The sequence below is a fragment of the Falsiroseomonas algicola genome (assembly GCF_011040385.1).
Taxonomy (GTDB): Bacteria; Pseudomonadota; Alphaproteobacteria; order Acetobacterales; family Acetobacteraceae; genus Falsiroseomonas; species Falsiroseomonas algicola.
In genome coordinates, this window is sequence record NZ_JAAIKB010000008.1 from 70,343 (window position 1) to 83,601 (window position 13,259).

Annotated in this window: 13 protein-coding genes; 3 read left to right on the top strand and 10 right to left on the bottom strand. The window is 70.8% G+C overall.

Annotated elements, in window-relative coordinates:
• The 10 genes from G3576_RS19205 to G3576_RS19245 form a co-directional block, all read right to left on the bottom strand.
• Entirely contained in the window at positions 1-870 is an 870-nt protein-coding gene (locus G3576_RS19205; protein ID WP_164696056.1) for a polysaccharide deacetylase family protein, read from the bottom strand.
• A 2-nt stretch (positions 871-872) separates the two neighbouring features.
• Complete coding sequence (atzD, locus tag G3576_RS19210) at positions 873-1,973, bottom strand: cyanuric acid amidohydrolase (protein ID WP_164696057.1); 1,101 nt, start codon at positions 1,971-1,973, stop codon at positions 873-875.
• Positions 1,970-2,743, bottom strand: a complete 774-nt coding sequence (locus G3576_RS19215; protein ID WP_164696058.1) for an ABC transporter ATP-binding protein — start codon at positions 2,741-2,743, stop codon at positions 1,970-1,972. Before G3576_RS19215 ends, atzD begins: the two co-directional genes overlap by 4 nt.
• Positions 2,736-3,584, bottom strand: a complete 849-nt coding sequence (locus G3576_RS19220) for an ABC transporter permease (RefSeq protein ID WP_164696059.1) — start codon at positions 3,582-3,584, stop codon at positions 2,736-2,738. Before G3576_RS19220 ends, G3576_RS19215 begins: the two co-directional genes overlap by 8 nt.
• Before the next feature lie 12 nt (positions 3,585-3,596).
• On the bottom strand, positions 3,597-4,547 hold the full coding sequence (locus G3576_RS19225) for an ABC transporter substrate-binding protein (protein WP_164696060.1): 951 nt from the start codon (positions 4,545-4,547) through the stop codon (positions 3,597-3,599).
• Between the two features lie 17 nt (positions 4,548-4,564).
• A complete protein-coding gene (locus tag G3576_RS31860) occupies positions 4,565-4,954 on the bottom strand; it encodes an allophanate hydrolase-related protein (protein WP_235952222.1) in 390 nt (129 codons plus the stop codon).
• Positions 4,951-6,279 (bottom strand): allophanate hydrolase, encoded by a 1,329-nt coding sequence (gene atzF, locus G3576_RS19230; RefSeq protein ID WP_235952224.1) that lies wholly within the window; start codon positions 6,277-6,279, stop codon positions 4,951-4,953. Before atzF ends, G3576_RS31860 begins: the two co-directional genes overlap by 4 nt.
• A 201-nt stretch (positions 6,280-6,480) precedes the next feature.
• Complete coding sequence (locus tag G3576_RS19235) at positions 6,481-7,173, bottom strand: GntR family transcriptional regulator (protein ID WP_164696061.1); 693 nt, start codon at positions 7,171-7,173, stop codon at positions 6,481-6,483.
• Between the two features lie 43 nt (positions 7,174-7,216).
• Positions 7,217-8,263 carry a transporter substrate-binding domain-containing protein gene (locus tag G3576_RS19240; protein ID WP_164696062.1) on the bottom strand — a complete coding sequence of 349 codons (1,047 nt, stop codon included), beginning with the start codon at positions 8,261-8,263 and terminating at the stop codon, positions 7,217-7,219.
• A 33-nt stretch (positions 8,264-8,296) separates the two neighbouring features.
• On the bottom strand, positions 8,297-9,151 hold the full coding sequence (locus tag G3576_RS19245) for a DUF4189 domain-containing protein (protein WP_164696063.1): 855 nt from the start codon (positions 9,149-9,151) through the stop codon (positions 8,297-8,299).
• 141 nt (positions 9,152-9,292) lie between these two features.
• On the opposite strand from G3576_RS19245, the gene G3576_RS19250 reads away from it, so the two are divergent.
• The 3 genes from G3576_RS19250 to G3576_RS19260 are packed head-to-tail and all read left to right on the top strand — an operon-like array spanning position 9,293 to position 13,228.
• Positions 9,293-10,405 carry an S-(hydroxymethyl)glutathione dehydrogenase/class III alcohol dehydrogenase gene (locus G3576_RS19250; protein ID WP_164696064.1) on the top strand — a complete coding sequence of 371 codons (1,113 nt, stop codon included), beginning with the start codon at positions 9,293-9,295 and terminating at the stop codon, positions 10,403-10,405.
• A 7-nt stretch (positions 10,406-10,412) separates the two neighbouring features.
• Entirely contained in the window at positions 10,413-12,056 is a 1,644-nt protein-coding gene (locus G3576_RS19255) for an NAD(P)/FAD-dependent oxidoreductase (protein ID WP_164696065.1), read from the top strand.
• Positions 12,053-13,228 (top strand): BaiN/RdsA family NAD(P)/FAD-dependent oxidoreductase, encoded by a 1,176-nt coding sequence (locus G3576_RS19260; protein WP_164696066.1) that lies wholly within the window; start codon positions 12,053-12,055, stop codon positions 13,226-13,228. Before G3576_RS19255 ends, G3576_RS19260 begins: the two co-directional genes overlap by 4 nt.
• Positions 13,229-13,259: the final 31 nt, after the last annotated feature.

Consider the following 13,259-nt stretch of genomic DNA (forward strand, 5'->3'; position numbering starts at 1 on the left):
CTAGGTCGGGTCCCCGCTGGAGAGATACCACTCCATGATCTCCCGCCCCTGCATGAAGCAGACGCCCGGCATGGCCATCAGGTCGTCCAGCATCGCCTCCAGCGCGCCGATGCGGTGGGGCACGCCGGTGATGTAAGGGTGGATGGCGAAGGACATCACCTTCGGCCCCGCCTCCGCCAGCAGCCGCGCCGCCGCCAGCCGCGCGCGCCTCGGCAGTTCCTGCTCGTCATGGTGCTGGATCATGGCGACGGGGATGTCGTTGAGCTCCACGCTGTAGGGCATGGTCAGCACCTCACCCGCCGTGGTGCGGAGCCGCGCCGGCAAATCGTCCACGACGAAATCGGCGATGTAGCGGATGCCGGCCTCCGCCAGCAGGTCCGGCGTCTCCAGGGTTTCGGTCAGCCCCGGGCCGAGCCAGCCGACCGGCGGCGCGCCGCTGAAGCGCGTGATGGCCTCGACGGTCCGCGCGATCATCGCGCGCTGGTCGGGTTCGCGATGCGTCGGCACCTGCACGAAGCCATGGCCCATGAATTCCCAGCCGGCATCGTGGGCAGCCTGCGCCACGCGCGGATATTCGTGGCAGACATTGCCGTTGATCGAGAGCGTCGGCCGGATGCCCCGCTTCGCGAAGGCGTCGAGGAAGCGCCAGAAGCCGACTCGCATCCCGTATTCATGCCAGGCCCAGTTGGCGACATCCGGCAGCAGCGCCGCCCCCGTCGGCGGGCTCAGAACCTGGCGCGGCATGGGGTTGTCGATCAGCCAATGCTCGACATTCACCACCGGCCAGATCGCGAGTTCCGCGCCGCCCGGCAGCGCGGCCGGCGGCCGGTCCTGGGGGGCGGCGTAGCGGAGGCGTTGTTCGGGTCGCATGCTCAGGATTCCACGATCACGGCCACGGGCCCGCCGCCATCGGGGCCCTGATGCTCCGCCCCGCCGCTGATGAAGAGGTCGGTGCGGCCCGTCGCCGCCGCGGCGACGCCGCCGACCAGCGCGCGGGCGTGGCGCGTGGCGTTGATGTCGCTGTCATCGTTCATGATGTGCCGATTGCCGCGGATGCGCCCGCTGGCGGAGGGCTCGGCCTTTGCCAGCAGCGCTGCGAGCCGCACCCTCTGCGCGTCGTTCAGCTGCCCAGGCGCGGCCAGCCCCGCCGCCGCCAGCGCCCGCTGGATCGCCGAAAAATCGATCCCGTCCTGCATCACGTCATGCGCGATGCGCAGGCTTCCCGCCCAGGCCTCGCTGTTGCCCAGCACGACGATCTCGTTCCGCGTCAGCTCCACGCCCGCCGAGGCACTCGCCACGCCGGACCATAGGGACAAATCCTCCCCGATCACCGCGTCCGAAAGCTGGTGGGCCGCGACCTCGCCCAGCGCCAGCGCGACGCCGAGCGCGGAGGCCCCGCGCGACAGGCCCATGGAGCGGTAGGTGTCATGCGTCGCGACCGTGGCACCGCGCGCCTCCGCCTCCGCGATGCGCTCGCTGGTCAGCAGCGGGCATTTCACCTGCACGTAGTGGACATCGGCAACCTCCGTGATGCCCGCATCCGCCATGGCGGCGCGGACGGCGGCGGCGGTCGCTTCCACCTGCGCCATGCGGCCAAGCTCCTCCGGCCGGAATTCCGGCGTGAAGGCGGTGCCGATGGCCAGCGCACCCGTCGGCGCGGCATCCGTCTCCGTCACGGCAAACAGAATGAAATGCGGCGCGAGCCCACCCTCCGTTCCCCCCGACATCACCATCGCCACGCGCTCTGCCACCACCGCAGGCGTGGTGCCGAGGTGCCCGGCCAGCATCGTGGCCAGCGCGCTCACGGCGTAGGCTCTGGTGAAATCGTTGACGCAGCCATTGCCCTCGGTCTTGCCGAGGATCGCGACGATGCTGGCGGGGTCGAGCGTCCCGGCGCTGAACAGCGCCTCGATCCCCGCCATGTCGGCGGGGTGGCGCATCGGGACCCGATGCACCGATGCCAGTCTGGTCATGCGGCCTTCTTCGCGTGGTGGCTGTGCAGCCGCGCGCCGAGTTCGCGGCGCACCTCGTTGAACTCCGGCGAGGAGACGTCGCGCGGCCGCGGCAGCTCGATCCGGTGCTCGCTCGCGATCCGCCCCGGCCCCGGCTCCATCACCACGACGCGGTCGGCCAGGAAGATCGCCTCCTCGATGGAATGCGTCACGAACAGCACGGTCAGACCCGTGCGCTGCCACAGCTCCAGCAGCTCGTCCTGCAGCCGCTCCCGCGTCATCGCATCCAGCGCGCCGAAGGGCTCGTCCATCAGCACCACCTCCGCGTCATTCGCCAGCACGCGGGCGATCGCCACGCGCTGCTTCATGCCGCCGGAGAGCTGGTGGGGATGCGCATCAGCAAATCGGGTCAACCCGATCAGGTTGACGAAACGCTCGACCGTCTCGGCCACCTCGCTCTTCGGGCGCCCGCGTGACTTCGGCCCGAAGCCGATATTCTCCCGCACCGTCAGCCAGGGGAACAGGCCGTAATCCTGGAACACCATGCCCCGATCCGGCGCCGGCCCGGCGATGGGCTTGTCCCACATCAGCGCGTCGCCATTCGTCGGCTGCTCGAATCCCGCCACGATGCGCAGCAGCGTCGATTTCCCGCAGCCGGAGGCACCGATCAGGCAGACGAACTCGCCCTTCTTCACGGTCAGGTTCGCATCGCGCAGCGCCTCGATCCGCGCATCGCCCAGCGTATAGGTCTTGCCGACATGCCTGATGTCGAGGATGGGGATCTCAGCCACGGTGCATGGGGCTCCAGCGCAGGGCACGGTTCATCAGCATGACGACGACGCGGTCGCTGACGAAGCCGGCAATGCCGATGACGATCATGCCGCAGATCACGAGTTCCGTGCGGCTCAGCGTGCGGCCATCCATGATGACGGCGCCGAGGCCCTGCGGCACGCCCGTCATCTCGCCGACCACGATCACGAACCAGGCGAGGCCGAGGCCGAGCCGCAACCCCGTGAAGATGGAGGGCAGCGCGGCGGGCAGCACCACGCGGAAGAACTGCGCATTGCCGCGGCAGCCCAGCATGGAGGCGGCCTCGAACAGCCGCGGCTCGACATTCTTCACGCCGAAGATGGTGTTGAGCAGGATCGGGTAGAAGGCGCCGAGGAAGACCAGGAAGAAGGCCGATTTCGGCCCGAGCCCGAACAGGATCATCGACAGCGGCAGCCAGGCCGTGACCGGGATCGGCCGCATCAGCTGCAGGAAGGGATCCAGCAGCTGCCGCACCAGCTCGATGCGCCCGATCAGCAGGCCGAGCGGCACCGCCACCACGGCCGCCAGCAGGAAGCCGCCATAGACGCGCGATGCGCTGGCCAACAGGTGCAGGTGGAGCGTGGCGGAGAAGGCATCGTCCCAGATGCCGCCGACCGCGAAATCCACCATGTATTCCGCGACCTCGGCGGGGGACGGGATCAGCCGCGTCATCCCCGCCTTCACCGCGAGGTGCCAGCCCAGCAGCAGCAGCAGCGGCACCACCAGCGACAGCGCGATGGGGCCGAGGCGTTTCGCCAGGCGCTGGCCCGCGCTGCGCGTGGGCGCGGCGGCGGGCGCCGTCGCGATCATTGCCTCGGCCATCGCACGCTTCCCTTACGAGGTCGCGACTTCGTTGGAGAAGCGCGGGTTGAGGAAGGTGTTGAAGTTCGGCAGCTGGCGGATCTGCCGCATCTCCAGCATCTGCTGCGCATAGGCACGCGCCTGGCCGAGCACCGTGTCGTCCAGCTTCCAGATGTATTCGACGTTGTTGGCGCCGAGCGCCTGCTCCACCGCCGCGCGCGGCGCGCCGAGGATGCGCACCGTCGCATCCGCGACCTCCCGCGGGTTCGCCATCATGAACTCGCTGGCGCGGCGATGGATGCCGAGCATGGTGCGCACCAGCGCCGGGTCCTGCGCGATCTGCTGTTCGCTGGTCGCGAAGATCATGTTCAGCCCGCCCATGGCGGTGCCGTAGGGGTATTCCACCAGCTGCCCGACACCCGACGAGATCGAAAGCCCCGGCCCCGGCTCCGCGCCGACATAGGCGTCGATGTCGCCGCGCGACAGCATGGCGTGCATCTCGCCGAAGGGCACGCGGACGCTGGTGATGTCGCGCACCGTCATGCCGGTCTGGCGCAGGCGCTCCAGGATGAAGACCTCCTGCGTCGATCCCGGCCAGATGCCGACGCGCTTGCCGCGGAGATCGGCGATGCTGCGGATCGGGCTGCCGGCCTTGGCGATGACGCCCATGCCCTTGTTGCAGAAGGCACCGACGACGACGACAGGCTCACCGGCCGCGCCGCCCAGCAGCGCGGCCGCGATGCCAAAGCCGCCGAAGTTCACGGAATTCGTCACCACCGCGTTCTTGCCATCGGTCGGGCTGTCGAAGGTGGTGATCTCGATCTTCAGGTTCGCCGGCGCGAAGCGCTCATAGAAATGCGGCGTCATGGAATGGATGAGGCGGAGCGACCCCATCTTCACGGTGCGCTGCGCCTGCGCATTCGCGACATGCGGCGCGGCGATCAGCGCGCTGGCCCCGGCGAGGATATGGCGACGACGGATCATGCTTCTGCTCTCCCTGTTCATGTGGTGGCGAGGCTGGCGATGAAGGCGCGCCATCCCCCGAATTCGGAAATCTCGGTGGCGCCGGTCAGGCCCTCGGGCTCCACCAGGAAGCCCTTGGGCGTGGTCCCATCCGCCAGGCGCAGCGTGCCGATGCAGAGCGGCGCGGGGACGCCCGCGACGAAGCGGCCGAAGCCGGCATCCGGCAGCGCCCAGACCTCGGTCTGGATGGCGTGGCCCTCCGCCACGCGCAGCAGGCCGGGCCGCTTCGGCGGGCCGCCCGCCAGGGCGAACAGCCGGTACCAGGGCCCGGTTGGCACGGCGCGGCGCAGCTCCGCGCCCTCCCGCAGCAGCTCATGGTTCAGCACCATGCCGGAGAGATGCGCGCCGACGACGGCGATCTCGATCATGCCGCGTATCCCTTCATCAGCGCGGCACCGGTCGCCGCCAGGCCGGCATCGCTGGCGCGTGGCCCGATCAGCGTGACGCCGAAGGGCAGCCCATCGGGGCGGGGCGGCGCCGGCACGGCGATGGCCGCCAGATCCAGCAGGTTCACGAAGTTCGTGTAGGTGCCAAGCCGGGCATTGGGCCCGATCGGGTCGGCTTCGAGCTCCGCCAAGGTCGGGAAGTTGGGCGCGGTCGGCACCAGCAGCGCCTCGATCCCCTCCCAGGCCGGACGGGTCGCGAGGCGCAGTTCGGCCAGCCGATGCAGGCCGCGGAAGGCGTCGGTCGCGCTGAAGCGCGCCGCGCCGGCCACGATCCGGCGCGTCACGGGGTGCATCGCCTCGGGGGCCACCAGCGCGCCGAAGGCCGCGTCGCGCTCGGCCACGAAGGCGCCCTCATAGAGCAGCCGCGCGGTCTCGAGGAACGGCGTGAGGTCTCGCTGCACCAGCGTCACGCCCGCGGGCAGCCGCGCCAGCGCCGCCTCCCAGGCCGCGCGCTGCTCCGCGCCATCGAGGTGCAGGTCCTCCACGCGGGGAATGCCGAGCCGCGTGAAGGCTGGCCCCGGCGCGCCCAACTCGATCGGCCGCGACCAGGGATCGCGGTCATCGCCCCCCGCCATCACCCCGTAGCAGGCCCAGGCATCCGCCACGTCATTCGCGAAGACTGAAATGCAGTCGAGGCTCGGGCAGGCCGGCACCACGCCGCGGGACGGAACGGCGCCGACGCTCGGCTTCAGCCCGACCAGCCCGTTCAGCGCCGCCGGCACGCGGCCCGACCCGGCGGTGTCGGTGCCCAGCGACAGCAACGCCAACCCCTGCGCCACCGCGACGGCGGAACCGCTGGAAGAGCCCCCCGGCACGCGATCCGGCGCGCGGGCATTGCGCGGAATGGGGTGCGGCGTGCGGACGCCGACCAGTCCCGTCGCGAACTGGTCGAGGTTGGTCTTGCCGGTGATGATCGCGCCGGCCGCGACCAGACGCGCCACCGCCGGCGCCGATTCGGCCGGCACATAGGCATGGGCCGGGCAGGCCGCCGTGGTCGGCATGCCAGCCACGTCGATATTGTCCTTCACCGCCACCGGCACCCCCCAGAGGGGAAAGCGCGCGGGATCGAAGGGCGGCAGCGCCGCGATCGAAGCCGCGACCTCGGCTTCCGAGGGCTGGGCCAGGTAGATGCCGGGATCGTCCAGCACCCGCTGCCGTGCCGCCAGCCCCGCCATGACGGCAGAAGGCGTCAGGCCGCCGGCATAGGCCGCATGCAGCGCGGCAATGCTCCGGGGCAGCGCGGTCATCGGGGGGATCGGGCCGGGATCATCATCATCCCCTTCTCAGCAAACGGCGTGCCGGGCTCGATGCGTCAGCGACATCAACGGGTTGGCGTTTGCGGACCGTGCCGTCGTGTATGCAGAACGCCGGAAAATCACCTCATCTGCCCGAAATACGGGCAGTCACCGGGCTGGCCATGGATGCACCATAGCGATGCAGCCGGGCGATCAGGCGGCGTCCGGCCGCGTCCTCGCCTCCGCCATGGCGACCCAGGTCCGTTCCGTCACGTCGATATGCGCCCGCAACGCCGCCGCCGCCGCCGCCGCCTCCCCGCGCTGGATCGCCGTCACGATCGCCACGTGTTCCTCATGCGACTTCCGCATCCGGTCCGGTGCTTCCAGCTGCGCCGCCCGGAACGGCGCCAGGCGCCGCCGCGTCGCCGTCGCGATCTCCGCGAGGTAGCGGTTATGCGAACCGGCATAGAGCAGATGGTGGAAGGCGACATTGGCGGCGCGATAGCCCGCGACGTCGCCATCCCGCACCATCGCCGCCATGCAGGCGATCTGCCGTTCCAGTCCGCGGCGTTCCTGCGGCGTCATCGCCATGGCGCAATGCGCCGCGGCCATCGCCTCCAGCTCCGCCATCACCACGAACATCTCGGCCAGCTGGTTGGCATCCGGCACGGCGACGACGCAGCCGCGCCGAGGCACGGATTGCACCAGCCCGGTCGGCGCCAGCTGGCGCAGCGCCTCCCGCACCGGGGTGCGGCTGACGGCGAAATGCGCGGCCAGCGAGGTTTCGTCCAGCGCCGCGCCCGGCCTCAGGCGCCCCGCCACGATGTCATCCGCCAGCTGCGCCGCGATGGCTTCCGCCCGCGTGGGACGCGGCTTGGACGGTTCCTGGGGCGAGGCGGCGGGCATGGCGCTTTCTGGCGCAGCCGCCCGCGCCGCGTCCAGCGTTCCGTCAGCGGAAGGGGAAGGGATACATCAGCCCGCCCCGCAGCCAGAGGTCGGACAGGCCGCGATCGAGGCCGATCGGCGACCCTTCGCCCAGATTGCGGTCGAAGATCTCGGCGTAATTGCCAACCTGGCGCACCGCCTCCATCGCCCAGGTATCGGGCAGGCTCAGCGACTGGCCGACCCCGGGATCGAGGCCGAGCAGGAAGCGCGTCTCCGAATCGCCGGATTGCAGGGCGGTGTCGAGGTTGCCGCTGTTGATCTCCAGCTCCTCCGCCGCCACCAGCGCATGCAGCGTCCAGGCCACCACCTGGCGCCAGCGATTGTCATGGCCGGGGACGAAGGGCGTCAGCGGCTCCCGGCTCAGCCGTTCCGGCAGCACCACGGCGCTGGCGGGGTCGGGCAGGTCCGTGGCCTTCAGCGTCGCCAGCGCGGCGGCATCGGCGGAGACGCCGTCGCATTCGCCCGCGCGGAAGGCCGTGATCAGCGCCGGGCCGCCCTGGGCCACCGGCACCAGGGTCAGGCCCACCCCCATGCGACGCGCGGCGCTATGCAGGATGGCAAGGCTGCCATCGACGGCGGGGGCGGCGACGCAGATGCGCTTGCCCTCCAACTGCGCGAAGGCGGCGATATCGGCATCGGCGCGCACCATCACGCCCTGGCCGTCGTAGAACAGCACCCCGGCCGGCACCAGGTTGCGCCCGGCATCGCGCAGCGCCGTCGCGGTCAGGTTGCTCGACAGGATGTCGACCTCCGCCCGCTCCACGGATTCCAGGCTGGCGGCCAGGCTCGGCGCGGTGACGAAGCGGACCTTCGTTGCATCGCCCAGCACCGCCGCGGCGACGGCGCGGCAGAAATCGGCATCGAGCCCGCGCATCACCCCCTGCGCATCGGGGGCGGAGAAGCCGGGCAGCAGGCCGAAGACGCCGCAGCGCACCTCGCCCCGCTGCCGCACGCCATCCAGCACCGGCGTCGCCGCCTGCGGCTGGGCCTGGCCGGGAGAGGCGACAGCCAGGCCGGCCATCGCGAGGAAACCGAGAAGGGCGCGGCGCATGGCGGGGCTCCGGGAGATGAGGGGGCGCATGGGTCAGCAGCCCGAGATGGCGATGCGGCAGGTGATGCTGGCGCTGGCGGCCTCGGCCAGGCGGCAGGTGTTCAGCGCCTGCGCTTCCGCCTGTTCGCGCGTCTGGCCGACGCCGCTGGCGAGCCGCCGCACCTGCACGGGCGGCGTCGTCAGCGCCTGCACCAGCGCGCCGCAGGCATTGGGGAAATCGAGTGCCACGCGGCACTGGTTGCGCCCGGCCACGGCCTCGCAGGCGCGGATCGCGTCCATGTTCGCCGCCAGCCGGTCCGTCTTGCCGGAGGAGAAGCCGAAGGCGGTGGAGGGCGGCTCCGCCGTATAGATGAAGCCGAATCGTCCCCGCACCGCGGCGGCCGTCGCCGTCGCCGCCGGGGCCGCGGCCTGGATGGTGCTGCCGCTGGCGCAGCGGGCGAGGCAGGCGTTCTGCAGGCTCTGCGGCTGGCTGCCACAGGCCGTGCGGCAGGAGGCGGAGGGCGCCGCCGCCGCGGCGGCCGCCAGCCCTGGCGCGGAGGTGGAGACGCTGCGGAAGCACGGCCCCGCGCCCGGACCGGTGCCCTGGCCGCAGGCGTTCAGCGTCGGCGTCGCCCAGCGTTCGGCGGGGATGCTGATGCGCCAGGGCCCGCCATCCCGGCAGGACAGGTCCCAATAGGCGGTGCGTCGCGGGTCGAGCCCCGCCTGGAACAGCACCGTCACCTCCGCGCAGGCGTAGCGGTTCTGCGTCAGCAGGCTGCGGAAGGCCTCCTTCCGCCCGGCCTCGTTGCGGGCCAGCAGGGCGTCGTTGGTCGGGTTGCCGGTCTGCGCCCAGGCGCCGCCCACCCCCAGCGCCACCATGGCGCCCAGCGCCATCGCCGCTGTCCGCATGAGCCCCCCGATGCGCCGCATAACTCCGTCCCCCGACCGTTCCGGCTGCATCCTAGTGGGCGGGGGCGACCCGGCAAGATGCTGGACGCCGCGCCCCCCGCGCTCTAGGCCATGCGCCTCGGATTGACGGAGCGGCACGGAATGAAGACGCGCGCGGCGGTGGCCTTTGCGGCCGGCAAGCCCCTTCAGGTGATGGATGTGGAGATCGGCGGCCCCAAGGCGGGCGAGGTGCTGGTGGAGGTGAAGGCCACCGGGCTCTGCCACACCGACCTCTACACCCTGTCCGGCGCCGATCCCGAGGGCCTCTTCCCCGCCATCCTGGGGCATGAGGGTGCCGGCATCGTGCGGGAGGTCGGCGCCGGCGTCACCAGCGTGAAGCCGGGCGACCACGTGATCCCGCTCTACACGCCGGAATGCCGGCAGTGCAAAACCTGCCTCAGCCAGCGCAGCAACCTCTGCACCGCCATCCGCGGCACGCAGGGCAAGGGCGTGATGCCCGATGGCACGTCCCGCTTCAGCTGCGACGGCGCCCCCGTGATGCACTACATGGGCTGCAGCACCTTCGCCAACTTCACGATCCTGCCGGAGATCGCGCTGGCCAAGGTTCGCGAAGACGCGCCCTTCGAGAAGATCTGCTACATCGGGTGTGGGGTGACGACGGGCATCGGCGCCGTCATCAACACCGCCAAGGTCTGGGCCGGCGCCAATGTCGCGGTCTTCGGCCTCGGCGGCATCGGCCTCAACGTGATCCAGGGCGCGCGGATGGTCGGCGCCGACAGGATCATCGGCGTGGACCTGAACCCGGCGCGGGAGGAGATGGCCCGCAAGTTCGGCATGACCGACTTCATCAATCCGAACGAGGTCGGCCACGACAAGGTCGTGCAGGCGATCGTGGACCTCACGGGCGGCGGCGCCGATTTCAGCTTCGAGTGCATCGGCAACGTGAAGGTCATGCGCCAGGCGCTGGAATGCACCCATCGCGGCTGGGGTGAATCCATCATCATCGGCGTGGCCGGCGCGGGGCAGGAGATCAGCACCCGTCCCTTCCAGTTGGTGACGGGCCGGTCCTGGCGCGGCACGGCCTTCGGCGGCGCCCGCGGCCGGACCGACGTGCCGAAGATCGTCGATTGGTACATGCAGGGGAAGATCGACATCGACAGCCTGATCACCCATGTCATGCCCCTCGATGACATCAACCATGGCTTCGAGCTGATGGAGAAGGGCGAGTCCATCCGCTCGGTGGTCGTGTACTGAGGCACCCATGCTCCGCCTGACCGAACTGAAGCTGCCGCTGAACCACCCGGAAGGGGCGATCGAGGCAGCCCTGCGCGAGAAGCTCGGCCTGAAGGGGGGGGCGCTGCGCGCCTTCTCCGTCGCGCGCCGGGCCTGGGATGCGCGCAAGCGGTCGGCGATCGAGCTCGTCTATTCCATCGACTTCGAGGTGGCGGACGAGGCCGCGCTGCTGCGCCGCTTCGCGAGCCACCCGGTGCTCGGCCGCACCCTCGGCCCGACGCCCGACACCAGCTACCGTCCCGTCGCCCGGGCGCCGGCGCAGGTCCCGAAGCGTCCCGTCGTCATCGGCACCGGCCCCTGCGGGCTCTTCGCCGCGCTGATCCTGGCGGAGATGGGCTTCCGGCCGATCATCCTCGACCGCGGCAAGGTGGTGCGCGAACGCACCAAGGATACCTGGGCCTTGTGGCGCCGCGGCGTGCTGACGCCCGAGAGCAACGTGCAATTCGGGGAGGGCGGCGCCGGCACCTTCTCCGACGGCAAGCTCTGGTCCGGCATCAAAGACCCGCAGCATCTCGGCCGCAAGGTCCTGACCGAATTCGTCGCCGCCGGCGCGCCGGAAGAGATCCTCTTCGTCGCCAAGCCCCATATCGGCACCTTCCGCCTGGTGACGATGGTCGAGAGCATGCGTGCGAAGATCGAGGCGCTGGGCGGCGAATACCGCTTCGGCACCAAGGTCGTGGACTTCATCGTGGAGACCGGCCGCGACGGCCAGCGCCGCATGCGCGGCGTGGTGACGGAAGCCGGCGAGACGATCGAGACCGACCACGTCGTCCTCGCCATCGGCCACTCCGCCCGCGACACTTTCTCCAGTCTCCACGCCGGGGGCGTGTTCATCGAGCCGAAGCCGTTCTCGATCGGCGTGCGGATCGAGCATCCGCAATCCATCATCGACCGCGCGCGCTTCGGCGATTTCGCGGGCAACCCGATCCTGGGCGCGGCCGACTACAAGCTGGTCCACCACTGCAATAACGGCCGAAGCGTCTATTCCTTCTGCATGTGCCCCGGCGGCACCGTCGTCGCCGCCACCAGCGAACCAGGACGCGTCGTGACCAACGGCATGAGCCAGTATTCCCGCGCCGAGCGGAACGCCAATGCCGGCATCGTCGTCGGCATCACGCCGGAAGTGGACTATCCCGGCCATCCCCTGGCCGGCATCGACTTCCAGCGCCACTGGGAGGAACGCGCCTTCGTCGCCGGCGGCGGCACCTATGCCGCGCCGGGCCAGCGCGTCGGCGATTTCCTCGCGGGCCGGCCCTCCACCTCGCTCGGCGCTGTCATCCCCAGCTACAAGCCCGGCGTCACGCCGACCGACCTCTCCCTCTGCCTGCCCGATTTCGTCGTGGCCGCCATCCGGGAAGCCCTGCCCGCCTTCGGCCGCACCATCCGCGGCTTCGACATGGAAGATGCGGTGATGACGGGCGTGGAGACGCGCACCTCCTCCCCCATCCGCATCCGCCGCGATGCCACGATGCGCAGCATCAACACCCTCGGCCTCTATCCCGCTGGTGAGGGCGCGGGCTATGCCGGCGGCATCTTCTCCGCCGGCGTGGACGGCATCCGCGTGGCGGAGGCGGTGGGTCGCGACATGGCAGGAATGGCGGCGGCAGCGTGAACCACTTCGATGTCGTCGTGCTCGGCGCCGGCGCCGCGGGCCTCTTCGCCGCCATGCGCGCCGGCCAGCGCGAGCGACGCGTGGCTCTGCTGGATCACGCGGAGGAGCCGGGCAAGAAGATCCTGATCTCCGGCGGCGGGCGCTGCAACTTCACCAATACCGGCTGCGTGCCGGACCGTTTCCTGTCGCAGAACCGGCACTTCGCGCGCTCCGCCCTGGCCCGCTACACCCAGCACGATTTCATCGCCCTCGTGCAGAAGCATCGCATCGCCTTCCACGAGAAGACGCTCGGGCAGCTCTTCTGCGACGGCTCCGCGCGGCAGATCGTCGCCATGCTGGTGCAGGAATGCGAGGCCGCCGGCGTCGATCTCCGCTGCCACACCCGCATCACCTCGGTCACGAAGGACACCGCCTTCCGCATCGAGACCAGCGCCGGCGCCTTCACCGCCGACAGCCTGGTGGTCGCCACCGGCAGCCTCTCCATCCCCAAGATGGGCGCGACCGGCTTCGCGCATGATTTGGCGATGCAGTTCGGCCTGCCGCTGACGGAAATCCGCCCCGCCCTCGTCCCGCTCACCTTCGGCGACACGATGCTGGAGCTGATGCGCCCCCTCTCCGGCCTGGCGCTCGACAGCGTCGCCAAGGCGGGCAAGGCCGCGTTCCGGGAGGCGATGCTCTTCACCCATCGCGGCCTCTCCGGCCCCGCCATCCTCCAGGCCTCCTCCTATTGGCGCGAAGGCCAGCCCCTCACGCTGGACCTCACGCCCGACCGCGACGCCACCGCCGCGCTGCTCGCCGGCAAGCGCGCGCGGCCGAAGGCGGAGGCCAAGACCGTCCTCGGTGATCTCCTCCCCGCCCGCCTCGCCGCCGCGCTCGCCGCGCTCCACCTGCCGCCCCGCACCATCGGCGAGATCGGCGATGGCGACCTCCGCAAGCTCGGCGCGATGCTGAAGGCCTGGACCCTCAAGCCCAGCGGGACGGAGGGCTATGCCAAGGCCGAGGTCACCCTTGGCGGCGTGGACACCGAAGCGCTGTCCTCCCAGACCATGATGGCGAAATCCGTCCCCGGCCTGTTCTTCGTGGGCGAAGCGGTGGACGTGACGGGCTGGCTCGGCGGCTACAATTTCCAATGGGCCTGGTCCTCCGGCTGGGCCGCCGGCGAGGCCGCCTGACCCGCTTGGCATAAGCGCCGAAGCAGCCGAA

What these genes read in the sequence shown, in the direction of transcription:
- G3576_RS19240 (WP_164696062.1), bottom strand. Translation starts at nt 8,263, where the DNA reads ATGCGCCGCGCCCTTCTCGGTTTCCTCGCGATGGCCGGCCTGGCTGTC.
- G3576_RS19225 (WP_164696060.1), bottom strand. Translation starts at nt 4,547, where the DNA reads ATGATCCGTCGTCGCCATATCCTCGCCGGGGCCAGCGCGCTGATCGCC.
- atzF (WP_235952224.1), bottom strand. Translation starts at nt 6,279, where the DNA reads ATGACCGCGCTGCCCCGGAGCATTGCCGCGCTGCATGCGGCCTATGCC.
- G3576_RS19205 (WP_164696056.1), bottom strand. Translation starts at nt 870, where the DNA reads ATGCGACCCGAACAACGCCTCCGCTACGCCGCCCCCCAGGACCGGCCG.
- G3576_RS19245 (WP_164696063.1), bottom strand. Translation starts at nt 9,151, where the DNA reads ATGCGGACAGCGGCGATGGCGCTGGGCGCCATGGTGGCGCTGGGGGTG.
- G3576_RS19220 (WP_164696059.1), bottom strand. Translation starts at nt 3,584, where the DNA reads ATGGCCGAGGCAATGATCGCGACGGCGCCCGCCGCCGCGCCCACGCGC.
- G3576_RS19250 (WP_164696064.1), top strand. Translation starts at nt 9,293, where the DNA reads ATGAAGACGCGCGCGGCGGTGGCCTTTGCGGCCGGCAAGCCCCTTCAG.
- G3576_RS31860 (WP_235952222.1), bottom strand. Translation starts at nt 4,954, where the DNA reads ATGATCGAGATCGCCGTCGTCGGCGCGCATCTCTCCGGCATGGTGCTG.
- G3576_RS19255 (WP_164696065.1), top strand. Translation starts at nt 10,413, where the DNA reads ATGCTCCGCCTGACCGAACTGAAGCTGCCGCTGAACCACCCGGAAGGG.
- G3576_RS19235 (WP_164696061.1), bottom strand. Translation starts at nt 7,173, where the DNA reads ATGCCCGCCGCCTCGCCCCAGGAACCGTCCAAGCCGCGTCCCACGCGG.
- atzD (WP_164696057.1), bottom strand. Translation starts at nt 1,973, where the DNA reads ATGACCAGACTGGCATCGGTGCATCGGGTCCCGATGCGCCACCCCGCC.